The sequence below is a fragment of the Bacteroides graminisolvens DSM 19988 = JCM 15093 genome (assembly GCF_000428125.1).
Classification (GTDB): Bacteria; Bacteroidota; Bacteroidia; order Bacteroidales; family Bacteroidaceae; genus Bacteroides; species Bacteroides graminisolvens.
This window is the reverse complement of the sequence record NZ_ATZI01000008.1, coordinates 93,436-120,146: the sequence shown is the minus strand read 5'-3', so window position 1 is coordinate 120,146 and position 26,711 is coordinate 93,436. Positions and strand designations below refer to the sequence as shown.

Sequence of the window (26,711 nt, the reverse complement as noted above, 5' to 3'; positions counted from 1 at the left end):
GAAAGAAATATGGATAAACAGCTTTTACTAGGAGACGAAGCCATTGCGCAAGCGGCATTAGACGCTGGCTTATCGGGCGTATATGCATACCCCGGAACACCTTCCACTGAAATTACTGAATACATTCAGGCTGTGCTTAAAAACACTGACTCAAACATTCACCGTAATTGGTGCGCCAACGAAAAAACAGCAATGGAAGCAGCTCTTGGCATGTCGTTTGTCGGCAAAAGGGCTTTGGTTTGCATGAAGCATGTAGGGATGAATGTAGCGGCCGATTGTTTTATCAACGCTGGTGTAACGGGGGTAAACGGTGGGGTAATAGTTGTTGCTGCCGATGATCCCAGCATGCACTCTTCACAAAACGAACAAGATAGCCGGTTTTATGGCGACTTTTCTCTGGTTCCGATGCTGGAACCCAGCAACCAGCAGGAGGCGTATGACATGGTGTACAGCGGGTTCGAGTTGTCTGAAAAGACCGGCGAACCGGTTTTGCTTCGCATCGTTACTCGTCTGGCTCACTCGCGCGCAGGGGTTGAACGGAAAGCGGTAAGGGCGCAAAACGAAATTTCTTTCAGCAAAGATCCCCGACAGTTTATTTTGCTTCCGGGCAATGCCAGAAAGAGATATAAGGCTTTACTTGCTCTTCAAAGTGAATTGATTGCTGCGTCTGAGAATTCTATCTACAACACGTTAACCGACGGACCAAATAAGAAATTGGGTATCGTGGCCTGTGGCATAGCTTACAATTATTTAATGGAGAATTATCCTGATGGTTGTGAGCATCCGGTTTTGAAGATCGGACAGTATCCTCTTCCCAAAAAGCAATTGGCTCAATTGGCCGAGTCTTGTGATGAGATATTGGTACTGGAAGACGGACAGCCTTTTGTTGAAAGGCAACTCAAAGGGTATCTGGGAATTGGCGTCAAGGTTAAAGGTCGCTTGGATGGCACGCTCTCAACCGATGGAGAATTAACGCCCGATTCTGTTGCCAAGGCATTGGGTAAAAGTACTTCGGTGTTCTTCACCACGCCTGCCGTTGTGGAAATGAGACCTCCGGCTTTGTGTGATGGTTGCAGCCACCGCGACATGTACAATGCGCTAAACGAGATATTGAATCAGGAGTATCCGCAACACAAAGTATTCAGTGACATAGGTTGTTACACATTAGGGGCCAACGCTCCGTTCAACGCAATCAACTCATGCGTGGACATGGGGGCTTCTATTACTATGGCCAAAGGGGCGGCCGATGGTGGTTTGTATCCTTCGGTAGCCGTGATTGGTGACTCTACGTTTACACACTCCGGAATGACGGGCTTGCTCGATTGTGTGAATGAGAAGAGCAATGTAACCGTTATGATTTCCGACAATGAAACAACCGCGATGACGGGTGGTCAGGATTCTGCCGGGACAGGACGCATTGAGGCTATCTGCATGGGACTTGGTGTGGAGCCTGAGCATATTCGTGTAGTGGTTCCTCTGAAGAAAAACTTCGATGAAATGAAACAAATCATCCGTGACGAGATTAATTACAAGGGGGTATCTGTTATTATCCCCAGAAGAGAGTGTGTACAAACCTTATCGCGTAAAAAGAAAAACAGCAAGTAACCATGAAAAAAGACATTATATTATCGGGAGTTGGTGGCCAAGGTATTTTATCAATAGCAACGGTTATCGGTAAAGCGGCTCTGAAAGAAGGACTTTACATGAAGCAATCTGAAGTGCATGGCATGAGCCAGCGTGGTGGCGATGTGCAATCAAATTTACGCATCAGCGACCTGCCCATTGCGTCTGATCTTATTCCGCTGGGCAAATGTGACTTGATTATTTCACTGGAACCCATGGAGAGTTTGCGCTATCTCCCCTACCTCAATCAGGAGGGATGGCTGGTAACCAACGAAACGACGTTTGAAAATATACCCAATTACCCCGATAAGCAGCTTATTATTGATGAAGTTAACAAGCTTCCGCACAAAGTAATACTGGATGTTGATAAAGTAGCCAAGGAGGTTGGTTCTGCGCGTGTTTCTAATATGGTATTGCTGGGGGCAACTACTCCGTTTCTGGGTATTGATTATGCAAAAATAGAAAACAGCATACGCGAGATCTTTGAAAAGAAGGGAAATGAGATTGTTGAACTGAATCTGAAAGCACTTGCTGCGGGCAAGAAGATTGCAGAAAACATGATGTGACAAACTTAAATCTAGTACGATGAACACAGAATATTGGGAAAAGTCCATCGAGACTCTGCCACGGCAGGAGTTGGAGAAGTTGCAACTGGAACGTATCAAAAGCACGTTGACAGTAGCTTCCAACGCTCCCTACTACAAGGATCAATTTCAAAAGCACAACATAAGTCCGGACGCCATCAGGTGTCTGGACGATTTCCGCAAGCTACCTTTTACCACCAAAGCTGACATGAGAGCGAATTATCCTTTCGGTTTGCTGGCGGGTAATCTGGAAGATGCGGTCAGAATTCATTCGTCGAGCGGAACTACGGGGAATCCGACTGTAATTATACACTCGCAGCACGATTTGGACTCGTGGGCTAACTTGGTTGCCCGATGTTTATATATGGTGGGGTTGCGTAAGAAGGATGTGTTTCAAAACAGTTCAGGCTATGGTATGTTTACCGGCGGACTGGGTTTTCAGTATGGTGCCGAACGTTTGGGGGCATTGACGGTTCCTGCTGCAGCTGGTAACAGCAAAAGGCAGATTAAATTCATAACCGACTTTAAAACAACGGCTTTGCATGCCATTCCCAGCTACGCCATTCGTTTGGCCGAGGTCTTTCAGGAAGAAGGGATCGATCCGACTGAAAGCAGTCTGAAGACGCTTATTATAGGGGCGGAACCGCACACCGATGAGCAGAGAAGGAAGATTGAGCGTATGCTTGGTGTAAAGGCTTACAACTGTTTCGGGATGACTGAAATGAACGGTCCCGGTGTAGCATTTGAATGCCTGGAGCAAAACGGAATGCATATCTGGGAGGATTGTTATCTGGTAGAAATTATCGATCCGGAAACGTTGCAACCTCTCCCCGACGGTGAAATTGGCGAATTGGTTCTTACGACACTTGATCGCAATATGATGCCGCTCATTCGCTACAGAACACGTGACCTTACGCGCATTATTCCCGGTGAATGTCCCTGCGGACGTACGCACCGACGCATTGATCGCATCAAAGGAAGAAGCGATGATATGTTTATTATCAAAGGGGTGAATATATTCCCCATGCAAATAGAGAAGATATTGGTACAGTTTCCTGAATTGGGAAGCAACTACCTCATTACACTTGAAACGTTGCACAATCAAGACGAGATGATTGTAGAGGTAGAACTAAATGAATTATCAACAGATAACTACATTGAGCTTGAAAATACACGAAAAGAAATTGTGCGCCGCCTAAAGGATGAAATTCTAGTCACTCCGAAGGTCAAGCTGGTTAAGAAGGGGTCTTTGCCTCAAAGCGAAGGAAAAGCTGTACGTGTGAAAGATTTGAGAGATAACAAATAGATACATTATGCAATTATTAAAGAAAAGAATTCTTCAGGACGGGAAATGTTTTGAAGGGGGAATTTTAAAAGTAGACAGTTTTATTAATCACCAGATGGATCCGCAATTAATGAAGGCCATTGGGGTGGAATTTGTAAGACGCTTTGCTGGTACAAAAGTAAATAAGATCATGACCATAGAAGCAAGTGGCATTGCTCCTGCTATCATGACGGGATACCTACTGAATCTTCCGGTAGTCTTTGCTAAAAAGAAATCACCTAAGACAATAGAAAATGCGTTGAGCACCACCGTTCACTCTTTTACCAAAGACAGAGATTATGAAGTGGTTATCAGCTCGGACTTTCTAACTCCCGACGATAAGATTCTGTTCGTTGATGACTTTCTGGCGTACGGTAATGCTGCATTGGGCATAATTGACTTGGTTAAGCAAGCCGGTGCCGAACTTGTAGGAATGGGATTTATTATTGAAAAGGAGTTCCAAAATGGCCGTAAACGAATTGAAGAACAAGGAATCAGGGTGGAATCTTTAGCAATCATCGAAGATCTTTCGCATTGCCAAATACGTATTAAAGAATAAGTATCCTAGGGTTATAGATACAAAAAAGGGCAGACTTTTAACAAGTTTGCCCTTTTTAATAAAGCCGCATCGATGATGTGATGAAACTCCGAATGACATGATTTGAGTGCTCACCCTCTTTGTAATCCACTGACTAAAAAGTATCCCGAAGGATTGTGGCCCGCCATTGAAAAGCAAAGCTTGTCTCGGTATTTCAGTTTACTTGATGAGTTTCCCAATCCAACCAATGCGGCTAATTCTTTTATGCAACAAAGATAACCTTTATCTATAATAAAAACAAGCACAAAGCGTGATTTGTTCACTAACTTTTTAAAACGAACTTGCCCAAGTTCACATGATTGCAAACTTGGGCAAGAATTATCATTTCAGAGGTTGCCCCTCTTTTTTCAATTCAGAAAATTAAGCAGCTTTTGCTTTAGTTACGATTGCTTTGAAAGCTTCCGGATGGTTCATAGCTAAATCAGCTAAAACCTTACGGTTAATTTCAATGCCGGCTTTGTGCAAAGCGCCCATCAACTTAGAATAAGACATACCTTCCAAACGTGCAGCAGCATTGATACGCTGAATCCAAAGCGCACGGAAGTTTCTTTTCTTATTTTTACGGTCACGGTAAGCGTAAGTTAAACCCTTTTCCCATGTGTTTTTAGCAACGGTCCAAACGTTTTTTCTTGCACCAAAGTAACCTCTGGTTAATTTCAAAATTTTCTTTCTTCTTGCTCTTGAAGCAACATGATTTACTGATCTTGGCATAGTTTTACTCTTTTTTGAATGTTAGCGCCATTGATTAACAATGATCTTAAAGGCTAATGCATTCGGTTAATACTTTTAATAATACTTTTGTACGCTCTCGAGGTTACTTCATTGCTAAGAGTTCCTTAACCTGGCTTACGTTAGTAACGTCAACTGTTGTTGTGCTGCACAAGTTTCTTTTTCTCTTTTTAGACTTCTTAGTCAAAATGTGACTGTGGAAAGCGTGCTTTCTTTTGATTTTACCTGTTCCGGTAAGAGCGAATCTTTTTTTAGAACCGGAGTTAGTCTTCATCTTTGGCATCTTAATTGATATTTAATTATTAAAATTGATGGTGACGCACTATACCTGCGCGTCATCCATTGGTTTTGATTCTTCTGAATCGTCCTTCACCTGAGGCTTTGCCGGAGCAACAGCCGGTTTAGTGACAACTTTCTTGGGCATTTCTTTTCTCTTGGGAGATAAAAAGATTGTCATCCTTTTACCTTCAAGAACCGGCATTTGGTCAACCTTTGCATAATCTTCAAGATCATTGGCAAAACGTAACAATAATACCTCACCCTGCTCTTTAAACAAAATGGAGCGACCTTTGAAGAACACATAAGCCTTCACTTTATCTCCATCTTCCAAAAAACCTTTTGCATGTTTCAATTTGAAATCATAGTCATGGTCATCTGTTTGAGGACCAAAACGTATTTCTTTCACATTGACCTTAACCTGCTTAGCTTTTTGTTCTTTCTGACGCTTCTTTAACTGATAAAGAAATTTAGAATAATCAATAATACGACAAACAGGTGGCTCTGCATTTGGAGAGATCTCCACTAAATCCATTTCACGCTCCTCGGCCATTTTTAAGGCCTGAAAGATTGGATAAACTTTTGCTTCAATCTCTTCGTCGCCCACAATGCGGACTTCTTTGGCACGGATCTGCTCGTTGATCCGATGTTGCCCTTTTAAGCTGTCATTCTTCATTAAAAAACGATTACTTCCGGTTTGTTTCTTCTTTATTACCAATTATTATTATCATTAAAGTAAAAGCGAACTTTAGAACATTAAAAAAATGCTATGCTTCTACATTTCGCGGCAAAGTTACCACATATTTATCATATTTTGTACTTCTTCATTAAGAATTTTACCAAAATCCTCAAATTTCATACTTCCTTTGTCACCTTCACCTTGTTTTCTGACAGCAACCTGTCCTTCGGCTGCTTCTTTCTCACCTACAATCAGCATGTAAGGGATACGTTTCATTTCATTATCACGTATCTTACGGCCTATTTTTTCATTACGTTCGTCAACAATAGCACGAATGTCAATGTTCTCAAAATATTTTTTCAGCTCTTGTGCATAGCCGTTGAACTTCTCACTAATTGGCAGAATAGCAACTTGGTCAGGTGTGAGCCACAACGGGAATTTACCACCTGTGTGTTCAATCAACACGGCCACGAAACGTTCCATAGAACCAAAAGGTGCACGGTGAATCATAACAGGACGATGTTTTTGGTTGTCGGCACCGGTATATTCCAACTGGAATCTTTCGGGCAAACTGTAGTCAACCTGAATGGTTCCCAACTGCCATTTACGACCAATTGCATCACGAACCATAAAGTCAAGCTTAGGGCCGTAGAATGCGGCTTCTCCAAGTTCCACACGGGCTTTGAGACCTTTTTCTTCACAAGCTTCAACAATAGCTCGTTCAGCCTTTTCCCAGTTCTCATCAGAACCGATATATTTTTCACGGTTATTAGGGTCTCTGAGTGATATCTGTGCTTCAAAATTTTCAAAGTTAAGTGCTTTGAAAATAATAAAGATAATATCCATTACACTCAAGAACTCTTCTTTCACCTGGTCCGGACGGCAGAAAATATGCGCATCATCTTGCGTAAAGCTGCGAACACGTGTCAAGCCATGAAGCTCACCGCTTTGTTCGTATCTGTAAACGGTACCAAATTCGGCCAAACGCAAAGGAAGATCTTTATATGAATGAGGTTGCCATTTGTATATTTCACAATGATGCGGACAATTCATCGGCTTCAATAAGTACTCTTCTCCTTCTTCCGGTGTGTTAATAGGTTGAAAAGAGTCTTTTCCATATTTAGCATAATGACCTGAGGTTACATAAAGCATTTTATTGCCGATATGAGGGGTCATTACCTGTTGGTAACCGAAACGTTTCTGTATTTTCTTCAGAAAATCTTCCAATCGTAAACGAAGAGCCGTACCTTTAGGTAACCACATAGGAAGACCTTTTCCTACTGTCTCCGAGAACATGAAAAGTTCCATTTCTCTACCAATTTTACGGTGATCGCGCTTTTTAGCTTCCTCCATCATAGCCAGATGCTCATCGAGCATCTTCTTCTTAGGGAATGTGATACCATAAATACGAGTCAGCATTTTGCGATTTTCTTGTCCGCGCCAATAAGCACCGGCAACAGAAGTAAGCTTGATAGCCTTAATAGCTCCTGTGTTTACAAGGTGCGGTCCACGACACAAATCAGTAAATTCTCCTTGAGTATAAGTGGTGATCTTACCGTCTTCTAACTCCGAAATGAGTTCACATTTGTATGTTTCGTGACGATCTCCAAACATCTTCAAAGCATCACTCTTACTGATCTCTTTTCTAACCACTGCTTCTTTCTTTGCAGAAAGTTCAGCCATTTTGGCTTCGATAACAGCAAGGTCAGCTTCTTTTATGACTGCCTCACCCGGATCTACATCATAATAAAATCCGTTTTCAATAGCCGGACCTATACCAAATTGGATTCCGGGGTAAAGTTCCTGTAGAGCTTCCGCCAACAAGTGTGCACTAGTATGCCAGAAAGCATGCTTACCTTGTTCGTCCTCCCATTTGTACAACACCACAGAAGCGTCTTCCATAATAGGACGTCCCAAATCATAAATATCTCCATTAACGCCACACGCTAACACATCTTGCGCAAGACGAGAACTAATGCTCTCTGCTATTTGCAGACCAGTAACTCCTTCGTTGTATTCACGAACTGAGCCATCAGGAAATGTTATTTTTATCATATTTTAATGTTATTGTCTATTGAAACGCAAAATTAATTAATTCTTTTAAGATACATCCGAAATAAATCAAAAATATTATTCGGGGACTTCTGTAAAACGTTTTATGATATTATATGCAGAAACGATTCCCAGCTCTCCTGCTTTACTCAAATCAGCAATACCTTTCTTGTTATTTCCTAGGAATATGTAGGTTAGCCCTCGATTAAAATAGGCTTCTGCAAAATCTTTATTTAAATCAATAGCTTTTGAATAATCTATAATAGCAGAACGGTAATCTTTGAGTACAGAAAGTAAATTACCTCTGTTATAATATGCATAAACAAAATCGGGCGCCAAGGCTATGACATTATCTAAATCATTCTTCACCACGTCATAGTCAATAGCTGCAACCATTGCAGCTTTTCCTTGTGATACATTTGCCGTATTTTGTCCTTCAGCCTTAAGGTATTCTAGTTGTTTGTAACGCACCAAAGCTCTCATAAAATAAGCAGGGAAGAATGTTTTATCATTCAAAATAGCCTGAGTAAGATCTTCAATTGAGTTCTCAAAATCTTGCACAAGATAAAAATCGACTGCACGAGAGAATCTTTTTCTTGAGTCCTGAGGGTTTTCCACAATCTCAGTGGTATGTGTATCAATCATCGCGAAATGTTCCTTGACCTGTGCTTCCGACAAGGGTGCTTCGTCATTCGTTATATACAGACGCTTAGGCAACGCACCCGAGCGGTTGAGGTTGTCAATAAATTTATGATAATTTATATTGCGCTTTACTTCGCTCATTTTCTCATAATACGTTAACACATACATCGGTTCCATTCTCACTTCAACGTTACGGTCTTGCACTTTACCTCTGTAATAACTATTGTATTTCTGATCGCTTTCTGAATCATCAGCAATAACTATTTTGCCATAATTACTAACGTTCTTATCTGATTTCTTACGTGTTTTCGATTTATCATCTGTGTTTTCGTCTTTATTTCCGGCCGACTTGTCATTATTTGTATTTGAAGAAAGCAATCCGTTCTTTCTATCAAGCTGCATCTTTAGTATTTTAAATTCATCGCGTTCGGCGCCATTTTTATCGCCTATTTTTCTACGAGCCTCCGCTCTATTATAATAACCAGCCATAAAATTAGGGTGTTCATTGATTACCGTACTGTAATCTTTGATAGCTCCCTTGTAGTCTCCTGTTTGATATTTTAGCAATCCGCGATTAAAAATGGCCATCATATTATCGGGTTCCATTTTAATAACAAAGTCAAAGTCTTCCAAAGCCCGGTTATCGTCACCCACCTGAGCACGCAACAAACCGCGGTTGTAGTGACCGATAAAATTGTTCGGGTCAACATCTAAAGCGAGATCGTAATCGCTCATAGCACCTCTCAGGTTGTTTTGGTGAAAACGGGCTAATGCTCTATTTACGTAGTTAGCTGCATTTTTTACATTCAAATGAATAGCCTGATTCAAGTCAGATTCAGCCTCTGTATATTTCGCCTGTTGTAGTTTTAGAATAGCCCTGGAAGTCCAGGCGTCCGGATCATATTTATCCATTTCAATCGCAAGATCAAAATCGCGATAAGCCTGAATGGTATCTTTCTGTTTTAGTAAAACCTCTCCTCTCATCAAGTAGGCTTTAGTATATTTGGGTGATAAAGCCAACAAATTTCCGAGGTCTTTTTTGGCAGCATCGTAATCACCCTTTTGAATGTGACACAAGGAGAGGTTATGCCACAGGGTTATGTTTTCGGGTTCGTACTGAAGTGCTGTTTTATAATCGCTAATAGCTCCTTCAAATTTACTTTGCTTGATACGGGCCAGTCCGCGTATCTGATAAGCGCCTACAACAAAAGGATTACGCTCTATTGCAGCACTACAATCAGCTTCGGCGCCTTGATAGTCTTCCAGATTTATTTTGGCCAATCCTCTAAAAAAATAAGGCTCGTACAAATAAGGTTTCGCATTGATTACTTGGTTAAAGTACTGGATAGAAAGAACGTAGTCTTCAAAATACAATGCATTCCGAGCAATAGTCATTACTCGTTCTGTATTGATTTGGGCACAAAGATAAGCAGGAAAAAACAGCAAAAGCAGTATTATATTCTTGACCATCAGCTTTCAATTATTAATAAGCAAAACAAAAATATAGCTTTTAACTGACAAACAAAGAACATAGTACTGCTTTTTGTATTTTTTGACCAAATTAAGCCTCATTAAACACAAGCTCAATATGATCTACGAATTTTATTTAACTGTTTTTACCTTATAAGAACAGCGTGCCTTCCCTTTTAGCATTGCATTTAATTTTCCTTTAATCATCTGTTTGCGTAACGGTGAAATATGATCAATAAACATGATGCCGTTAAGATGATCAAATTCATGCTGCATCACTCTTGCCAAATAACCCTCAACCCATTCGTCATGCTCCACAAAATTCTCATCCATGTATTTCACATGGATGCGGTTCATTCTTTTTACGCTCTCATGAATACCAGGTAAACTCAAGCAGCCTTCCTCCATCGAAACCTCTTCTCCTTCAGTTTCAAGGATATGAGCATTGATGTATGCTTTTTTAAAGTCGGCAAACTCAGGATGTTCATCGGCCAGTGGGGTAAGATCAATAACGACTACGCGAATAGGTAAACCGATTTGTGGAGCAGCAAGACCTACGCCATCTGCGCGATCCATCGTTTCAAACATATTCTTAATAAGTTCCGATAAATCCGGATAATCACGTGTAATATCATCGGCTACAATCCTCAACACAGGTTGGCCGTATACATAAATAGGTAATATCATATTTAAAATTTATTTTTTTATACTATAACGTTTTGCCTCAAGATATGTTTGCAATATAATGGTCGCACTTATTTCATCAACCAATGCCTTATTCTGCCTATCCTTCTTTTTTAAACCGGCTTCCATCATCGTGCGATGTGCCAAAACCGATGTAAAACGTTCATCGACATATTCCACATTCATATCCGGTAACGTTTTCTTTAAAGAAGCAACAAAAGGTTTGATATATTTCATGCTTTCCGAGGCTTCATTGTTCATCTGTTTGGGAAGTCCGATAATAATCTGATCAACATCTTCCTTATTTGAGTAGTCAGTTATGAATTTCAAAAGTTCGTGAGTAGCGACTGTAGCCAACCCGCCGGCTATTATCTGTAACGTATCGGTTACAGCAACTCCGCAGCGCTTTCTACCATAATCTATTGCCAATATTCGTCCCATAAGTGGTGCAAAATTACAATTTATTTTCATTAATGTATTTCATTTGAAAAGAAAAAGACAGATAAATCTTCTTTTTTCACATAAATAATTGGGGCATAAGAAAACTATCTCTATTTTTGCATAATATAAAAAATAATGAACTACAGTTTAAACATTTATAAATTAGAGAATATGATCATTCTTCAGAAATCAAAGCATGTTATAAGTCTATCCTTTTTTATAATAGGGCTTTTATCAAGTTCTTTATCACAGGCTCAAGATGCGAACAAAACAATCAGGGAGTTGAGCGACCTGGGGTTTGAAAACATATCATTCACAGAAAATAATCAAGAATTAACTTATACGTTGGAAAGTGTATCTTACCGCCTTACAGGTGTAGGCGTCAATAAGGCTATAAGTATTATTCAAAAAGAAGGTTTACCTCAAAATAAATCATGCAGGGTGATCATCTTAGATAACAACGTTCCCCAAATTTCACTACTTTACTCAAAAGAGTCAAAAGACAGCCTAAATGTTCCTCAAAAAAGCAATTGGGTTGTTAGCTACGAGTTGGGTGAAAACTGGAAAGAAATTAAAAAGGAAAAAAAGACAAACAGTTCATTATATAAGGTCGATTTATTGGTATATCCGGAGTTTAGTTTTCAAAATTATAAATTATCACGGGTATACGACATACTTTTGAACTTCTCTCCCGCAATAGAAGTCTCTTTTTGGAAAGGCATGAAATTCACCGGACAAATCATCTTCCCCATTGTGAACGACTACGGAACTAAGTACGAACAAATAAGGCCCGGATTCATTACGTTATCGCAATCATTCCGACTTCCTCAGCGCACATTCCTTACTGCATCTGCCGGTTTCTTCAATAATTTCCGTTGGGGTATGGATGCAAGGGCGAAGCATTTTTTACGAGATGAGCGTTTCTCTCTGGAAGCGCGATTGGCCTATACTGGAAAAGGGGAATTTGACAATTGGTCTTTTTACCACGGTAAAGAGTGGAAATTTACCGGTAATATAGGCGCCAACTTTTATTGGCCACTTTACAATACACAGTTCAGCTTGAAAGCAGAACGTTATTTGGAAGAAGAACTAGGTGTTCGATTTGATATGATACGGCATTTTCGTCATGCCTCTGTTGGGTTTTACGCCATGAAGGTAGAACATGCCGGCAATAATGGATTTAACGGTGGTTTCCGCTTTCAGATAGCATTGCCTCCTTACAAATATAAAAGGAACAAATATGTTCCTCGTGTAATGCCTTCAAGTAACTTCGGTATAGGCTACAATGCCGGTAATGAAAGGGTTTATGGCAAAACATTTAAATCACAAGCAAGTGACAACATTATGCAAGACAACGGTTATAATCCTTACTTCATAAAATCAGAACTTAACGATTAAATAAGACCAAATAAAAAAGCTCCGGGAGAATATTCTTCCGGAGCTTTTTTTATTTGATAAGTAGGGTTTTTATTAGAACACTCGGTACAATAACCATGCGCCTTGGAAGTCTTTTCTATTAGGATATTTAGCTTTGAAAGCATCACGAGCATCAGCAGCAGCGCCTCTATCAGAGAAAGTACTAACAATAACTCTGTACATCGCAGCTTCAGCGTTAAATGCAATGGTTGCATTGTAACCTTCGGCATCTAAAAAGTCTTTCAAACCTTCAGCGTTAGCTTTCAAACCAAAGCTACCACAAACTACACTATATTCTTTTAAACCATCAACACCTGAAACCACAGTTACTTTTTCCTGACGTACAGGAGCTGTGCTATTTGACTTAACAACTGTTGAAGTTGTAGTAACCGGAGTTACATCAACCGGTGCATTCACTTGAGGTTCGGCAAGTTCTTTTTGTTTGGCTTTCTCGTATGCTTTTTTATAAGCACTTTCACTTGATTTACAAGAACTAAGTGCAAAGACTACACATACACCCGTAGCTAACATTACTAATTTTTTCATAATCGTCATATTTTAGTTAATAATTTGTTTTACAAAATCATATTCTATACATTTTTTCTATACGAAAGAGTTGAGGTAGCCTGATTGGTAGGCATTAGCAAGACTTCTGCAATTTGCACATGTTCAGGAGCAGAAGCTGCATAATAAACCGTTTCGGCCACATCATCACCCGACAAAGCATGAATACCCTGGTAAAAACGATCCGCAGCTCCTTTATCGCCTCGGAATCGTACTACAGAGAAGTTTGTTTCAACCATACCGGGCTTGATATTAGTTACACGCAACGGCGTATCAACCAAATCTATTCTTAAACCGTCGGAGAGAGCCTTAACGGCAGCTTTAGTTGCACAATACACACTTCCTCCGGGATAGGCACCGTCACCCGCAATAGAACCGATGTTGATAATATGCCCCCTGCCTCGTTCAACCATACCGGGCACTAAAAGACGCGTTACAGTTAGCAATCCTTTAATGTTGGTATCAATAACCACATCCCATTCATCAAGATTACCTTGATGTTCTTTATCGAGTCCAATAACCAATCCGGCATTATTAATCAACACATCAACTGCCTGCCACTCTTGCGACAATGATGTTAATGCCTTAGCAACTTCATCTCGGTTACGAACATCAAAAGGTAATAGCAAAACACGAGTTGCATATTTTGTTTCCAGCTCTTTTTTTATATCCTCCAGAACAGTTACATTTCTTGCATTAAGTATCAGGCTTGCTCCCTGAGAAGCAAATTTCCGAGCACAACCCAATCCAATGCCACTACTGGCTCCGGTTATAAAAACAATTCTGTCTTTCATCATTTTATTTAATCATTATTCTTAAAGCCTAGACAAAAATACCGTTTCCTGCTTGTCAATAGTCAATCTGTTTAGTTAAATATAATTAAACTCAACAGAAGAACCCTTCATTCAGCAAAGGTTAGCGTATCTTTGTGCCTACTATAACGGAGCCGAGAGGCTCATTAACTCGAATCAATGACATTTGAAAATTTAAAATTAATTGACCCTATACTTAGGGCGCTTAAAGAAGAGGGATATGCCTCACCTACTCCCATACAAGAACAATCCATACCGGTTTTACTTCAAGGAAAAGATCTGATAGGTTGTGCACAAACAGGAACAGGAAAAACTGCTGCATTCACCATACCCATTTTACAAACATTGTATAACAGTAATCACAAGAAAGACATCAAAGCATTGGTACTAACTCCAACCAGAGAATTGGCCATACAAATTGGTGAAAGTTTTGAAGCTTACGGCAAATACACCGGTTTACGTCACACAGTAATATTTGGCGGCGTAAAACAAAAGCAACAGACCGATGAACTCAGAAGAGGCAGTTCTATTCTTATTGCAACTCCTGGGCGATTGCTTGATTTAATAGAACAAGGATTTGTATCTTTGAAAGCACTAGATTTCTTCGTTTTAGATGAAGCCGATCGTATGCTCGATATGGGTTTTATTCATGACATTAAGCGTATACTCAAACTGTTGCCATCTAAACGCCAAACTCTTCTATTTTCAGCAACCATGCCCCCGGAAATAGAGAAATTAGCTAACAGCATGCTGAACAAACCGTCTAAAGTAGAAGTTACTCCGATCTCTTCTACGGTAGATATCATATCTCAGTATATTTATCATGTTGAGAAAAAAGAGAAAACGAACTTACTGATTCATTTACTTGAAAATACGAACATTGAATCGGCATTAGTATTCACGCGTACCAAATACGGAGCCGACAAGCTATCTCGCGCTTTGCGCAAACAAGGTATTACAGCCGACGCTATTCACGGAAATAAGAGCCAAAATGCCAGACAAAGATCGTTAAGCGAATTCAAAGAACATACATTGCGTGTACTGATAGCAACTGATATTGCAGCTAGAGGCATTGATGTTGACCAACTATCACACGTATTCAATTACGAATTGCCTAATGTTCCGGAAACATACGTTCACAGAATAGGAAGAACTGGTCGTGCAGGTCACGAAGGTGTCGCCATATCTTTATGTGATTCGGAAGAAATTCCTTACCTGAAAACCATACAAAAGCTGATCAACAAAAATATTGAAGTAGTAAAAGATCACCCTTTTGTAACCAAAGACAATATTATAGCCCAAGAAAAAGTAACCGAAGAGCTTAAAGTAAAGGCGAAAGAAAACAAAAAGTATCGGGGAAATAAATCGAACGGTGATTTTTGGAGAAGAAAGAAAAGGGAAAAATAAGAAAAAGTGGAAAAAAGAAAAGAAAGCAAGAACAATCATACTCAAAAAAAGAATGAACAATATTTGCTTTCTCAGCGTTTATCAATAGTAATAACATTTAAAAGAAAGGATTGATTATGAAAGGTTTAAATGTTCTGGCCGCATTTTTAGGAGGAGCAGCTGTGGGAGCTGCACTCGGGATATTGTTTGCACCCGAAAAAGGAGAAGATACCCGTAAAAAAATTGCAGAAGCACTTCGCAAAAAAGGTATTAAACTAAATCGAACCGACATGGAAGATTTAGTAGATGAGATTGCTGCTGAAATTAAAAATGAAGTCAAAGGTTAAAATTCAAAGCCACTATGTTTATTAACGACGAAAGTATAGACAATTTGCAACAATTGTTTGTTGAATTCAAGAAGTATCTGGAGTTACAAAGGGAATATACCCAATTGGAAATTACCGAGAAACTAACCATTTTATTTTCAACATTCATAACTGTAATCATACTTATCATATTAGGCATGGTGGCTTTGTTCTATGCATTATTTGCACTAGCCTACATACTTGAGCCTCTAATTGGTAGTTTAACGGGCAGTTTCGCCGTTATTGCGGGAATCAACGTATTACTGATTCTGTTAGTTATCTATTTTAAAAAGCAGCTTATTATTCAACCAACAGTGAATTTCGTAGCCCGATTATTTTTAAATAAATCAAAGTAGTCATGAATAAGCAAGATACTACCGCAAAAATAACTCTGGAAGAAATAGCCAGACAAAAGGAAGAGGTATTACTAGCCATTCGTGAGCAAAAGAGCCTCATCGTGAAAACGGCCAGGAAAAGCTTTGCACCCTATTCTGAAGCAGCATCGACAGGAAGTTCACTGCTAAAATCGTTCAATACCGGAATGGCAATTATCGAAGGAGCTATGCTAGGCATCAAAATAATGAAGAGAATCAGACAATTCTTCAGATAAAAAAATCCACATCTCAGTTTAAGACGTGGATTTTTCATATCAAACAATAAGTATTTCCTAAACGTATGTTTCCAACAATTTCACTTTACCGTTTGGCACAATAGTTACTTCTTGTATAGATGCGGGCATTAAAACCGTCTCTCCGGCTTTAAATGACACCTCATTTTTTTCATTATCATAAAGCGTACAACTTCCTTCTACACAAACGAAAATCACAAAAGAATCTAACTCCGAATAATCACACGTGATTTCTTCAGTCATATCATATAACGAAGTAGTAAAGTAAGGACAGGCAACCAGTTCTATGGGTTCGTTTTCAACCACATCATATTGAGTTCTGTAATCATCGAGTACCTCGAAATTGATAGCTTCCCGTGCTAAATCGGTATGTAACTCACGTGCATTTCCCTTCGCGTCTTTGCGATCAAAGTCATAAATACGATAAGTAACATCGGATGTTTGTTGAATTTCAGCTATAAAAGCCCCCGCACCAATACTGTGAACCCTACCTGCCGGTAAGAAGAACACATCACCCGGTTGTATGTCATATTCTTGTAAAACCTCTGTAATGGTGTTATTGTAGACTCTATCCTTATACTCCTTGGGGGTAATCTGTTCAGAAAAGCCAGAGCGAAGTTTGGCTCCTTTATCTGCACCAATAACGTACCACATTTCAGTTTTACCCATTGAGTTATGACGTTTCTTGGCTAATTCATCTGAAGGATGAACCTGAATGGAAAGATCTTGGCGCGCATCAATAAACTTGACTAACAAGGGAAATTTGACACCAAATCGAGCATAGTTTGCTTCTCCTAAAAGTTCTTCGCGGTATTTGCTTAGTACTTCTGTTAAAGTCATTCCTTTGTCGGGTCCTTCTGCTACGATAGACTCACTACCTTCTACGGCAGATATTTCCCAACTTTCTCCTACTTCAGTTCGTGTGTCATTCAGCTGTTTGAATGAAATAATTTTATCGCCCCCCCAAAGCGTTTGCTTTAATATGGGTTCAAATTTTAATGGATACATTTTTTTGTTATAAACTTAGATTATAAATTGGATATTAACAATTCAAGGCAAACATACAAAAAATATCAAAATATTCATTCTTAAAATGTTTTTTTCCTCAAAAAAGAACTGCAATTAAGCATTCAAAATACAATTTGAAGATACCGTTCAGGCAAACGCTAAACTTTCCTAATAATACAATAACATTTGCCACTAATAATTTGGGAGAACCGAAGAATTTGTCTTTATTTGCAGAAATTTAAATAATACCGAACATGATAAACACGTTTTCAACAGACGGAAATTTATCGAAACTTGATCGAAAGAATTTCCAAAAGCAGGTAGAAGGAAAGAACACGGATTTATATATCCTGAGAAACCAAAACGGCATGGAAGTAGCTGTGACAAACTTTGGCTGTGCTCTGCTTTCAATTATGGTGCCCGATAAAAATGGAAAATATGCGAATGTACTCTTAGGACACGATAGCATTGACCATGTAATCAATAGTCCGGAACCCTTTTTAAGTACCGTGATTGGTCGATATGGAAACCGTATTGCCAAAGGGAAATTTACTCTGGATGAGGAGGTATACTCACTAGCCATTAATAACGGTCCGAATGCGTTGCACGGCGGCCCCACAGGATTCCACAGAAGAGTATGGGATGCTAATCAATTAAATGAAAGTACTATCGAGTTTAAATACCTTTCAGTAGACGGTGAAGAAGGCTTCCCCGGAAATTTGGAAGTTACAATGACTTACGAGATTGATGAAGAAAGCAATGCTCTGGTTATAGAATACAGTGCCACAACAGACAAGACTACGCTTGTAAACCTCACCAATCATGGTTTTTTCAACTTGGCAGGAATAGCTACCCCCACCCCATCTATCAACAATCACCTGGTTACAATTAATGCGGATCATTTTTTACCTATTGATGAAGTGTCTATCCCTACCGGAGAGATACTGAAGGTAGAAGGAACCCCTATGGATTTTCGCACTCCTCACACAGTGGGTGAACGCATAGAAGAAAAACACCAACAATTGATAAACGGTGCCGGTTATGACCATTGCTATGTGCTGAACAAAGAAGAGGGTTACGATTTAAGTTTGGCAGCAATCTATACCGACCCCGAAAGCAAACGTTCTATGGAAGTGTATACCACTGAACCTGGTGTTCAGCTTTACACGGGTAATTGGCTGAATGGTTTCGAAGGTGCGCACGGAGCAACTTTCCCTGCAAGAAGTGGAATCTGCTTTGAAGCACAATGTTTCCCTGATACTCCCAACAGACCTTATTTTCCTTCAGCAACCTTATTACCGGGTGAAGAGTATTATCAAATGACTATTTACAAATTTACAATAGAAAAGTAATTAACTAACTCATTTATAAACCCTACTTTAAAAACTTACCAATGATACAAGAAAAAAAGAACGGAAACATCGTTGCCATAATCACGATGTTCTTCATTTTTGCCATGATTTCATTCGTGACAAATTTGGCAGCGCCTTTCGGTACAATCTGGAAAAACCAATACGAAGGAGCCAACACCTTAGGTATGATGGGAAACATGATGAACTTCCTAGCATATCTATTTATGGGAATTCCAGCAGGAAATATGCTCGTTAAAATCGGGTATAAGAAAACAGCCCTCATTGCTATGGCAGTGGGTGTCTTAGGCTTGTTTACTCAATATCTATCAAGTTTATTCGGAGCCAATCTGGATGTGTTCACGTTGGGTGGATTCGCAATAAAATTGAACTTCATCATTTATTTATTGGGTGCATTTATCTGCGGTTTCTGCGTATGTATGCTTAACACTGTAGTAAACCCCATGTTAAACCTCTTAGGAGGTGGTGGCAACAAAGGTAATCAGCTCATACAAACCGGTGGTGCGTTAAACTCACTTTCGGGTACATTGACTCCACTCTTTGTAGGCGCATTGATCGGCACGGTTACGGCTCAGACTGCTATGACTGATGTGGCACCGTTGCTATTTATTGCCATGGGAGTATTTGCTTCTGCATTTATCATCATCTCATTCATTGCTATCCCCGAACCACATCTTCGCAAAGGCAATGTTGAAAAGGAAAAATTTGCTCACAGCCCTTGGCATTTCCGCCATACATTATTAGGTGTTGTTGGTATCTTTATCTATGTTGGTATCGAAATCGGTATACCGGGTACACTAAACTTTTACTTGGCTGACTCTAGCGAAAAAGGTGCCGGCTTATTAGTAGACGGTGCAGCTATCGGTGGTGCTATTTCAGCTATTTATTGGTTACTGATGCTGGTAGGTCGCTCGGCTAGTAGCGCTATCAGTGGTAAAATATCAAGTAGAACTCAACTTATTGTTGTATCGGCTACAGCCATCTGCTTTGTATTGATCGCTATCATTACCCCCAAAGAAGTGACTCTTTCTATGCCAGGTTATAGCGTAGACAAAGGATTCCAAATGGCGCAAGTTCCTGTAAGTGCCTTGTTCCTTGTACTTTGCGGTTTATGTACATCGGTCATGTGGGGTGGAATTTTCAACTTAGCAGTTGAAGGTTTAGGTAAATACACCGCACAAGCTTCGGGTATTTTCATGATGATGGTTGTTGGTGGTGGTGTGCTGCCACTTGTTCAACAATTCATTTCAGATGCTGTAGGCTACATGGCAAGTTACTGGCTGATTATCGTTTTACTGGCTTACTTACTATTCTATGGTTTGGTTGGCTGTAAAAACGTTAACAAAGATATTCCGGTAGAATAACCGAACATTCATTTAATTTATTCACACTATAACATTTAAAACACCATGGATATAGAATTCGTAAGAAGCCGTTTTATCAAACACTTTGACGGCGAAACCGGAAATGTATATGCATCACCCGGACGCATTAACCTCATCGGAGAACACACTGACTATAACGGAGGATTTGTTTTTCCGGGAGCTATTGACAAAGGAATGATTGCAGAGATAAAGCCAAACGGCACCGATAAGGTACGCGCTTACTCTATTGACCTGAAAGACTATGTAGAATTTGGGTTGAATGAAGAAGATGCACCTAAAGCTAGTTGGGCAAGATATATTTTCGGAGTATGCCGTGAAATGATTAAACGTGGAGTAGCTGTAAAAGGATTCAATACCGCATTTGCAGGTGATGTTCCTTTGGGTGCAGGTATGTCTTCTTCTGCCGCTTTGGAAAGTACATACGCGTTTGCATTGAACGAACTCTTCAACGGTAACATTGACAAATTTGAGCTGGCTAAAGTAGGACAAGCTACCGAGCACAATTATTGCGGTGTAAAATGTGGTATCATGGACCAATTTGCTTCGGTATTCGGAAAAGCAGGAAGCCTTATCCGTTTGGACTGCCGTTCTTTGGAATACGAATACTTCCCTTTCAAACCGGAAGGTTACCGCTTGGTATTGGTTGACTCAGTTGTTAAACATGAGTTGGCTTCATCGGCTTACAACAAACGTCGCCAGTCATGTGAAACAGCAGTTGCTGCCATCAAAAAGAATCACCCGAATGTAGAATTCTTGAGAGATGCCACTATGGACATGCTCAAGGAAGTGAAGAGCGAAATCACTGCGGAAGATTTTATGCGTGCTGAATACGTGATTGAAGAAATTCAACGTGTGCTTGATGTTTGTGATGCTCTGCAGGTAGGCGATTACGAGACTGTGGGACAAAAAATGTATGAGACTCACCACGGTATGAGCAAATTGTATGAAGTTAGCTGTGAAGAGCTTGATTTCCTTAACGATTGTGCAAAAGAATGCGGCGTAACCGGATCGCGCGTGATGGGTGGCGGCTTCGGCGGTTGTACCATCAACTTGGTGAAAGATGAACTTTATGATAGCTTCATTGCCAAAGCAAAAGAAACTTTCAAGGCTAAATTTGGAAGAAGTCCTAAAGTATACGATGTAGTAATTAGTGATGGTTCAAGAAGATTAGTTTAATCATCAAATAAAAGTATAATAGAAAAGCGGTAAAACGTAGTGTAATAACTCGTTTTACCGCTTTCTTTTATGTATGAAAAATGAGCGAATAAGCTTGTTGCCTACAACACTTACTTAGTCCATTTTGAAGTTATTCTCTTTAATTCTTTTGCCGTAATGGGAATAATTGTTCCATGACGAGGATGAAAATCCATTGTCACATCTTGATCAATTACCCGGAAATTCGTCAGATCAGTAGTTTCAGTAAACTGGTATTTTCCTTTCATGTACACATCATACATCAGGATGTATTTATCTTGGTTGATTAATTTAAAAGTGCCGGCGCCTTCTACAGCCTCAGTTGTTTGTTGTTTATAACCATCTTCTTCCTCCCATTGGCCGGATGTCAACGAACGTGTTGTTGCTTTCTTTATTCCGTTTCCGTGCCCTTCAGTTTTATAAAACAAGTGATACACTCCCTCTTTGAACACAATATCACCATCTATGCAAGATTTTCCGTTCTTCGGTAAAAACAATGGTTTAGGCTCACCCTCCAGATCGGTAAAATCTTTATTAGCATACGCATAATAAATAACATCCGGACCATCACCATACTTCATTGACCAATAAACCATATATTTTCCGGTCTCTGCATCAAATACCGTTTGAGGTGCCCATACCCTCTTCAGCTTTTCTTGTCCCTTATATCGTTTCTGCATATTAATGACCGAATGACTCCAATGCACCAAATCATTTGATTTCAGCAGCACCATTGCCCTATTAGAATCCCATCCATTGTCGGAAACCATATCGGTAACTACCATATAAAATGTTTTACCGTCCTGGCACCGTAAGATATGCGGATCGCGTACGCCACCGGTAGAGCTGATGACTTTGGAATCGATAACTGGTTTGTTGTTGTTTAGTGCCTTGTATCTATAACCGTCTTCACTAACGGCATAACACACAGCTTCTTCATCAATGTGATTACCGGTGAAGTAAACAAATAAATAAGCCTTGAAATTCTTCTCAGAGGCCACTTGTGCCCAAACGGTAGACACCGACGAACATAAAACGAATAAAAAAACAAGAAACATTCTCATGATAATAAACTATATTACTAAATTATTTAAAATGGATTCGGCCAATATGTAGGGTTGCATTCAAACCAGGATTTCACTGTAAAGAATTCTTTTTAGCATCCAGCATAACACTGTCAAACAGTAAATCAACCATACGTTCCTCATCGTACCCTTCAAATAATGACAAATTTACATATTTAGCAGCAGAAATAATGTTTCTAAGAACTATATTTTGGATTTCTTTGCAGGTTCGGTATTATATTTATTGTTATACATCACACATCAATGAAGAGATATTCCCTCATAAAATGATAGAAAGAAAGTATCACCAAGTATCACCAACCTTTCAACAAATTGATTATCAGTTTTTTATGTGTGACACTTAGCTAAAAAAAAGCCTCACCAAGTATCACCAAGTATCACCAACTTTTTTGACGATGTTTCCTTATAAGCATCTATCTGTTTATTGTTTGTATATAAGCGTTTTCGTTGGTCCCTTTATGTATTTATTTTGCGGATTGGCCGTTTTCGTTACATTCGAAACACCACGGTTTGTGCCCTAATAATAACCTGATAAAAGAACCACAATGATTTGGAATTGACAGAACAATGTATTATCTTTGTACTTATAAGCTTATAGTATATTCAAATTATTATAGGCGCAAAGGCAGGAGTTCATACTCTTGCCTTTTTTTATGTCTTGACGGTTTATGATTGCATTAACACGGTGTCTCGCGCCGGTTTGCACGGTAGCAAAAGGTCAATAAGAAACCGTCTGATGGCGAAGAGACGGTTGCTCATGACCCAAAAGACGGTTTACGATTTAAAATTGCTCGTTATCTTTTTGAAAAAGTCGGTTATGTTTTTCAAAAAGTTGGTTATGTTTTACCAAAGTCTTGCCGATCTTTGTTGCTTTCCGGTTTACTCGTTAATAATATATAAAACTGCTCTTGACAAGATTCGTCTGATTCGGGATATAAAGGGGTGTATTTGTAAAATTAGTTCTATCTATTCTTTGTATTCCTGTTGCTGGGAAAAGAAGAATGATTCGCTGTCAATACCCCTTGCTTCTGATATCATATTCAGTGCTATAACCTCCAAATCAGAAAATCTCGGGACTACTCCGGGGCGAAAAATGACGGCAGCAATACACTCAGACAAGAAGATCAACCATCCATTGAGATCAAAGCAGTAGGTGATTTATGTAGAGAGTTCAGAAGCATCATAAAAGGAAAAGGCCAAGTGAATGATTTGGAGAACAGGCAGCCATAGACATTCCATTAAGCAATGGACGGGCAGAGGGGACCGTCAATCAAATAAAAGGAATAAAAGGCAAATGTATAATAGAGCAGGCATAAGCCTGCTCAGAATCAAAGTATTATATGAATCGAAACCTGCACCTAAAGTGACGAAGAACCATTTTATGTGCGAAAAGTATAATAGCAGAAGGTTTATTGAACCCCTTCCGTGGTCATTTGAATCCGTTTTATGGTGCCATCGGCATTGTAATATAGGCGATCTATGCATACCGAACGGCGAAAACTACCTCCTTGCGTATTAATTCCCCCGTTGTGATACACAAAATACCAATTGCCTTTGAACTCAATAATAGCCTGATGATTGGTGTTTGAATTACCCGCTATTTCATTCAGAATACCTTTATACTCCCACGGACCGTTGATGTTTTTGCTCATCGCATAGCATATTTTCTCAGGAAACTCTGAAGCATAAGAAAGGTAATACCACTCTCCTCTTTTGTGAATCCACGGCGCTTCTGTAAAGCGCGGAAGAGTAACCGGCATAATAGGGCCATCGAGTTCAATCATATTCTTTTTCAGTTTGGCATAATAGCATTGGGTGTTGCCCCAAAAAAGATAGGCCTGACCGTCAACATCAACAATCACTGTAGGATCAATATCATCCCAGCTAATTGGGGTGTATTGCGTGGTCATATCATTCGTTATCAAAGCGGAACCTCTGGCATCTTTAAAGGGTCCTGTTGGCGAGTCGGATACGGCCACACCTATTGACTTTCCATGAATGTCTTTGTGTTCCACGGTGACATACCAGTAAAACTTACCGTTGCGTTCAATAACCTGACTAGCCCAAGCATCTCCTTTAGCCCAAGCGAAATCTTTGGCTTTAAGAGGCACGGGATGTTCGGTCCAGGTTTTGAGGTCGGAAGATGAGAAAACGCACCATTCATTCATCACATAGCGTTCTTGCGGAGCCGGGCATTCATCGTGTCCGGCATAAATATAAACTTTATCACCGTGTACTAACGCACCCGGATCGGCTGTATATTTGTATTTGAACAGTGGGTTTCCTTGGGCCACAAATGTAGTATCACCTTGTGCTGACAGCCCCAAAGGAGCTGCCAGTGCAAGGATTAACAAACCCAATTTACCCATGAATCTAAATCTATTCATTACTTCGTGGTTTTAACAAATTTGTAGACAGCAAATGTTTTGGGCTCAATTTGCGTATCAAAAGCATTACCCATTGCCGATACCTCAGTTTGCACAGGCACAATAGCTTGAGGATTATCTAATGTATTGTCTTTGTCGGGATCTGTAGATTGCAACTTGATGCATACTCCTTTTGAAAGTACTTCTTTCTTTTTCATTCCGGCAAAAGTCAGCGAAAGCGGCTGTGCCTCATCCGACGTATTTACGACCTTTACAATGTACGACTGACTGTCTTTGTCCCACACGGCACTGGCAAACAATCCTTTTTGGCCTTCGGCACCGGTCACCGGTTTATTGTTCATTGTTAGCGGCACTACATTGGTTCCTTTGTTGTGCGCATAAAGCTGTTGTACGTAATAGCTAACGCTGCGAACTGATTTGAGGTTATCAAACCAAATCATGTCGGGACGCCATTGCCATCCTTCTACATGCGCAAACAAAGGCGCATAGGTCGCCATGTGAACGATGTCGGCATTGCGTTCCAAACCTGTCATGAAGGCAGCTTCGAGCAAGGATGCATTGAAATGATTCCATTTCTTTCCTTTACCGTGACAAGCATATTCTCCGGCAAAAACTTTCGGACCTTTACGGTCGTAGTTATCGTAACGGGCTCCCTGACTCAGGAACCAACTTTCCGGACGATAGAAATGCTCATCCACCAGGTCGGCTTTCAGGCGTTTCATTTCCGGCCATAAATATTCAAACTGTTTTCCTTCGGAATCGGGGCCCGAGCTTCCAATAATCTTAATTTCAGGATGGGCCTTCCTGATTGCTTTCATAAATGGTTCCAAACGTTCGGGATATTCAGATCCCCACTGTTCGTTACCAATACCGATAAATTTGAGGTTAAACGGTGCCGGATGTCCCATATCTGCACGAACTTTACCCCATTTAGTGGTAACTGCTCCGTTGGCAAATTCAATAAGGTCGAGTGCGTCCTGAATGTAACTATCTAAATCGCACACAGCTACATGAGCATGCGGATCACTATTCTGGAACTGACACGCTAATCCGCAACTCAATACGGGCAACGGTTCCGAACCAATTTCTTCAGATAGCAGGAAGAATTCGTAAAAGCCCATTCCGTAGCTCTGATAATAATCGGGAAAGAAACGATGTTGAAATGTGTAATGCCAGCGATTCTCGTTTAACGGACGGTTTTCAACCGGACCAACAGTTTTCTTCCAATCGTAACGCGTGTTCAAATCGGTACCTTCAACAATACATCCGCCGGGAAAACGAAATACACCGGGCTTGATGTCATACAATGCTTGCGCCAAGTCTTTTCTCAAGCCATTTTCGTGTCCTTTCCATGTATCAACCGGAAAAAGAGACACATGTTCCAGATCAATCGTTCCCTTGGATGCTAAAAATATACGCAAAGTAGATTTATCTTCCGTTTGCGTAGGTTTTAAAATGACCTGGTATTTCTTCCATTCTTTTGAATCAATCGTTAGTTCCTCAGAGGCAAACGCATGTCTTTCGGCATTTGTATTGGGTTTCACCATTTCTATTCTGATTTTTTCGGAAGAAGCGCCTTCGGGCAAACGGGCCCACACGCTGAAACGATATTCTTCACCAGCCTTCACGCCGATTCCAAAGAAACCTTCGTTTTCCAATCCGGTACGTTTATGGTCGTGCCCCGGATAAGCCAAACGCACATAGTGCGGATTACGCTCAAACGGTCCGTCGTCTTTTAATGTTACATGACCAAAGGTCTTCCAACCCATCAGATTTTGAGGAAATTCAAAAGAGCGGTTTTTAACAAGCTCTGCATAAAGACCTCCATCGGCCCCGTAATTAATATCTTCAAAGAAGAGTCCGTACATGGTTGGCTGAATCTCAGCGCCCAACTTCTTAGTCTGAATGACTAGTTCATTGGTTTGAGCATTCATACCCAAACCGGCCGATAATGCCAAAGCGGCTAAAAAAGTCCTGTGTTTACTCATGGTTTATAATTTATGTATATA

24 protein-coding genes and 2 pseudogenes are annotated in these 26,711 nt (G+C 40.1%); 12 read left to right on the top strand and 14 right to left on the bottom strand.

Features of this window, described 5'->3' with window-relative positions; genetic code table 11:
* The first annotated feature begins 9 nt into the window (after positions 1-9).
* From C511_RS0108255 to xpt, 4 genes are read left to right on the top strand one after another with little or no spacing between them, the layout of a single operon-like run.
* Positions 10-1,605: a thiamine pyrophosphate-dependent enzyme gene (locus C511_RS0108255; RefSeq protein WP_024996682.1), complete on the top strand. Its 1,596-nt coding sequence runs from the start codon at positions 10-12 to the stop codon at positions 1,603-1,605.
* A gap of 2 nt (positions 1,606-1,607) precedes the next feature.
* Positions 1,608-2,189, top strand: a complete 582-nt coding sequence (locus tag C511_RS0108250; RefSeq protein WP_024996683.1) for an indolepyruvate oxidoreductase subunit beta — start codon at positions 1,608-1,610, stop codon at positions 2,187-2,189.
* Between the two features lie 19 nt (positions 2,190-2,208).
* The gene (locus C511_RS0108245; protein WP_024996684.1) at positions 2,209-3,513 is read left to right on the top strand and encodes a phenylacetate--CoA ligase family protein; all 1,305 of its coding nucleotides are present in this window, start codon (positions 2,209-2,211) and stop codon (positions 3,511-3,513) included.
* A 7-nt stretch (positions 3,514-3,520) separates the two neighbouring features.
* The gene (gene xpt, locus C511_RS0108240; RefSeq protein ID WP_024996685.1) at positions 3,521-4,090 is read left to right on the top strand and encodes a xanthine phosphoribosyltransferase; all 570 of its coding nucleotides are present in this window, start codon (positions 3,521-3,523) and stop codon (positions 4,088-4,090) included.
* Positions 4,091-4,489: 399 nt separating this feature from the next.
* Here the strand turns inward: xpt and rplT are convergent, their stop codons facing one another.
* The 7 genes from rplT to ruvX form a co-directional block, all read right to left on the bottom strand.
* Positions 4,490-4,840, bottom strand: coding sequence for a 50S ribosomal protein L20 (gene rplT, locus C511_RS0108235; protein WP_024996686.1), 351 nt, complete (start codon positions 4,838-4,840; stop codon positions 4,490-4,492).
* A gap of 103 nt (positions 4,841-4,943) precedes the next feature.
* A complete protein-coding gene (gene rpmI / locus C511_RS0108230) occupies positions 4,944-5,141 on the bottom strand; it encodes a 50S ribosomal protein L35 (protein WP_024996687.1) in 198 nt (65 codons plus the stop codon).
* Between the two features lie 39 nt (positions 5,142-5,180).
* The gene (gene infC / locus C511_RS0108225; RefSeq protein ID WP_034781966.1) at positions 5,181-5,810 is read right to left on the bottom strand and encodes a translation initiation factor IF-3; all 630 of its coding nucleotides are present in this window, start codon (positions 5,808-5,810) and stop codon (positions 5,181-5,183) included.
* Between the two features lie 117 nt (positions 5,811-5,927).
* A complete protein-coding gene (thrS, locus tag C511_RS0108220; protein ID WP_024996689.1) occupies positions 5,928-7,868 on the bottom strand; it encodes a threonine--tRNA ligase in 1,941 nt (646 codons plus the stop codon).
* A 75-nt stretch (positions 7,869-7,943) separates the two neighbouring features.
* Positions 7,944-9,977, bottom strand: coding sequence for a tetratricopeptide repeat protein (locus C511_RS0108215; protein ID WP_027318028.1), 2,034 nt, complete (start codon positions 9,975-9,977; stop codon positions 7,944-7,946).
* Between the two features lie 132 nt (positions 9,978-10,109).
* On the bottom strand, positions 10,110-10,664 hold the full coding sequence (gene def / locus C511_RS0108210; RefSeq protein WP_024996690.1) for a peptide deformylase: 555 nt from the start codon (positions 10,662-10,664) through the stop codon (positions 10,110-10,112).
* 9 nt (positions 10,665-10,673) lie between these two features.
* Entirely contained in the window at positions 10,674-11,102 is a 429-nt protein-coding gene (gene ruvX / locus C511_RS0108205; protein WP_024996691.1) for a Holliday junction resolvase RuvX, read from the bottom strand.
* 135 nt (positions 11,103-11,237) lie between these two features.
* Here ruvX and C511_RS0108200 point away from each other — a divergent pair, with 135 nt between their 5' ends.
* Positions 11,238-12,500, top strand: coding sequence for a YjbH domain-containing protein (locus C511_RS0108200; RefSeq protein ID WP_024996692.1), 1,263 nt, complete (start codon positions 11,238-11,240; stop codon positions 12,498-12,500).
* A gap of 72 nt (positions 12,501-12,572) precedes the next feature.
* Here C511_RS0108200 and C511_RS0108195 read toward each other — a convergent pair whose 3' ends face one another.
* Together C511_RS0108195 and C511_RS0108190 are read right to left on the bottom strand one after the other, a co-directional pair.
* Positions 12,573-13,064, bottom strand: a complete 492-nt coding sequence (locus C511_RS0108195) for an SPOR domain-containing protein (protein WP_024996693.1) — start codon at positions 13,062-13,064, stop codon at positions 12,573-12,575.
* A gap of 44 nt (positions 13,065-13,108) precedes the next feature.
* Positions 13,109-13,876, bottom strand: coding sequence for an SDR family NAD(P)-dependent oxidoreductase (locus C511_RS0108190; protein WP_024996694.1), 768 nt, complete (start codon positions 13,874-13,876; stop codon positions 13,109-13,111).
* 177 nt (positions 13,877-14,053) lie between these two features.
* Between C511_RS0108190 and C511_RS0108185 the strand changes: the two genes are divergently transcribed.
* The 4 genes from C511_RS0108185 (at position 14,054) to C511_RS0108170 (ending at position 16,255) form a co-directional block, all read left to right on the top strand.
* On the top strand, positions 14,054-15,301 hold the full coding sequence (locus C511_RS0108185; protein WP_027318027.1) for a DEAD/DEAH box helicase: 1,248 nt from the start codon (positions 14,054-14,056) through the stop codon (positions 15,299-15,301).
* Positions 15,302-15,417: 116 nt separating this feature from the next.
* A complete protein-coding gene (locus C511_RS0108180; protein ID WP_024996695.1) occupies positions 15,418-15,627 on the top strand; it encodes a YtxH domain-containing protein in 210 nt (69 codons plus the stop codon).
* Between the two features lie 14 nt (positions 15,628-15,641).
* On the top strand, positions 15,642-16,001 hold the full coding sequence (locus C511_RS0108175; RefSeq protein ID WP_024996696.1) for a membrane protein: 360 nt from the start codon (positions 15,642-15,644) through the stop codon (positions 15,999-16,001).
* Positions 16,002-16,003: 2 nt separating this feature from the next.
* Positions 16,004-16,255: a hypothetical protein gene (locus tag C511_RS0108170; RefSeq protein WP_024996697.1), complete on the top strand. Its 252-nt coding sequence runs from the start codon at positions 16,004-16,006 to the stop codon at positions 16,253-16,255.
* Between the two features lie 57 nt (positions 16,256-16,312).
* Here C511_RS0108170 and C511_RS0108165 read toward each other — a convergent pair whose 3' ends face one another.
* Entirely contained in the window at positions 16,313-17,281 is a 969-nt protein-coding gene (locus C511_RS0108165) for a type I phosphomannose isomerase catalytic subunit (protein WP_024996698.1), read from the bottom strand.
* A 254-nt stretch (positions 17,282-17,535) separates the two neighbouring features.
* Between C511_RS0108165 and C511_RS0108160 the strand changes: the two genes are divergently transcribed.
* From C511_RS0108160 to galK, 3 genes are read left to right on the top strand one after another with little or no spacing between them, the layout of a single operon-like run.
* Positions 17,536-18,633, top strand: a complete 1,098-nt coding sequence (locus tag C511_RS0108160; RefSeq protein WP_024996699.1) for an aldose epimerase family protein — start codon at positions 17,536-17,538, stop codon at positions 18,631-18,633.
* Positions 18,634-18,674: 41 nt separating this feature from the next.
* Positions 18,675-20,015 carry an MFS transporter gene (locus C511_RS0108155; RefSeq protein ID WP_024996700.1) on the top strand — a complete coding sequence of 447 codons (1,341 nt, stop codon included), beginning with the start codon at positions 18,675-18,677 and terminating at the stop codon, positions 20,013-20,015.
* Positions 20,016-20,060: 45 nt separating this feature from the next.
* Positions 20,061-21,212, top strand: coding sequence for a galactokinase (galK, locus tag C511_RS0108150; RefSeq protein WP_024996701.1), 1,152 nt, complete (start codon positions 20,061-20,063; stop codon positions 21,210-21,212).
* Positions 21,213-21,331: 119 nt separating this feature from the next.
* Here the strand turns inward: galK and C511_RS16480 are convergent.
* The 4 genes and pseudogenes from C511_RS16480 to C511_RS0108130 form a co-directional block, all read right to left on the bottom strand.
* Positions 21,332-22,294: pseudogene (locus C511_RS16480) on the bottom strand (glycoside hydrolase family 43 protein); the annotation flags it as partial.
* 993 nt (positions 22,295-23,287) lie between these two features.
* Positions 23,288-23,404, bottom strand: a pseudogene (locus tag C511_RS17875) (IS982 family transposase); the annotation flags it as partial.
* A gap of 320 nt (positions 23,405-23,724) precedes the next feature.
* Complete coding sequence (locus C511_RS0108135; RefSeq protein ID WP_024996703.1) at positions 23,725-24,702, bottom strand: glycoside hydrolase family 43 protein; 978 nt, start codon at positions 24,700-24,702, stop codon at positions 23,725-23,727.
* Complete coding sequence (locus tag C511_RS0108130) at positions 24,702-26,690, bottom strand: alpha-L-arabinofuranosidase C-terminal domain-containing protein (protein ID WP_024996704.1); 1,989 nt, start codon at positions 26,688-26,690, stop codon at positions 24,702-24,704. The genes C511_RS0108135 and C511_RS0108130 overlap by 1 nt, the downstream gene beginning before the upstream one ends.
* Positions 26,691-26,711 lie beyond the last annotated feature (21 nt).

Excerpts from the sequence above, each read along its gene's own strand:
- C511_RS0108255 (WP_024996682.1), top strand. The coding sequence starts at position 10 with ATGGATAAACAGCTTTTACTAGGAGACGAAGCCATTGCGCAAGCGGCA.
- C511_RS0108250 (WP_024996683.1), top strand. The coding sequence starts at position 1,608 with ATGAAAAAAGACATTATATTATCGGGAGTTGGTGGCCAAGGTATTTTA.
- C511_RS0108245 (WP_024996684.1), top strand. The coding sequence starts at position 2,209 with ATGAACACAGAATATTGGGAAAAGTCCATCGAGACTCTGCCACGGCAG.
- xpt (WP_024996685.1), top strand. The coding sequence starts at position 3,521 with ATGCAATTATTAAAGAAAAGAATTCTTCAGGACGGGAAATGTTTTGAA.
- rplT (WP_024996686.1), bottom strand. The coding sequence starts at position 4,840 with ATGCCAAGATCAGTAAATCATGTTGCTTCAAGAGCAAGAAGAAAGAAA.
- rpmI (WP_024996687.1), bottom strand. The coding sequence starts at position 5,141 with ATGCCAAAGATGAAGACTAACTCCGGTTCTAAAAAAAGATTCGCTCTT.
- infC (WP_034781966.1), bottom strand. The coding sequence starts at position 5,810 with ATGAAGAATGACAGCTTAAAAGGGCAACATCGGATCAACGAGCAGATC.
- thrS (WP_024996689.1), bottom strand. The coding sequence starts at position 7,868 with ATGATAAAAATAACATTTCCTGATGGCTCAGTTCGTGAATACAACGAA.
- C511_RS0108215 (WP_027318028.1), bottom strand. The coding sequence starts at position 9,977 with ATGGTCAAGAATATAATACTGCTTTTGCTGTTTTTTCCTGCTTATCTT.
- def (WP_024996690.1), bottom strand. The coding sequence starts at position 10,664 with ATGATATTACCTATTTATGTATACGGCCAACCTGTGTTGAGGATTGTA.
- ruvX (WP_024996691.1), bottom strand. The coding sequence starts at position 11,102 with ATGGGACGAATATTGGCAATAGATTATGGTAGAAAGCGCTGCGGAGTT.
- C511_RS0108200 (WP_024996692.1), top strand. The coding sequence starts at position 11,238 with ATGAACTACAGTTTAAACATTTATAAATTAGAGAATATGATCATTCTT.
- C511_RS0108195 (WP_024996693.1), bottom strand. The coding sequence starts at position 13,064 with ATGAAAAAATTAGTAATGTTAGCTACGGGTGTATGTGTAGTCTTTGCA.
- C511_RS0108190 (WP_024996694.1), bottom strand. The coding sequence starts at position 13,876 with ATGAAAGACAGAATTGTTTTTATAACCGGAGCCAGTAGTGGCATTGGA.
- C511_RS0108185 (WP_027318027.1), top strand. The coding sequence starts at position 14,054 with ATGACATTTGAAAATTTAAAATTAATTGACCCTATACTTAGGGCGCTT.
- C511_RS0108180 (WP_024996695.1), top strand. The coding sequence starts at position 15,418 with ATGAAAGGTTTAAATGTTCTGGCCGCATTTTTAGGAGGAGCAGCTGTG.
- C511_RS0108175 (WP_024996696.1), top strand. The coding sequence starts at position 15,642 with ATGTTTATTAACGACGAAAGTATAGACAATTTGCAACAATTGTTTGTT.
- C511_RS0108170 (WP_024996697.1), top strand. The coding sequence starts at position 16,004 with ATGAATAAGCAAGATACTACCGCAAAAATAACTCTGGAAGAAATAGCC.
- C511_RS0108165 (WP_024996698.1), bottom strand. The coding sequence starts at position 17,281 with ATGTATCCATTAAAATTTGAACCCATATTAAAGCAAACGCTTTGGGGG.
- C511_RS0108160 (WP_024996699.1), top strand. The coding sequence starts at position 17,536 with ATGATAAACACGTTTTCAACAGACGGAAATTTATCGAAACTTGATCGA.
- C511_RS0108155 (WP_024996700.1), top strand. The coding sequence starts at position 18,675 with ATGATACAAGAAAAAAAGAACGGAAACATCGTTGCCATAATCACGATG.
- galK (WP_024996701.1), top strand. The coding sequence starts at position 20,061 with ATGGATATAGAATTCGTAAGAAGCCGTTTTATCAAACACTTTGACGGC.
- C511_RS0108135 (WP_024996703.1), bottom strand. The coding sequence starts at position 24,702 with ATGAATAGATTTAGATTCATGGGTAAATTGGGTTTGTTAATCCTTGCA.
- C511_RS0108130 (WP_024996704.1), bottom strand. The coding sequence starts at position 26,690 with ATGAGTAAACACAGGACTTTTTTAGCCGCTTTGGCATTATCGGCCGGT.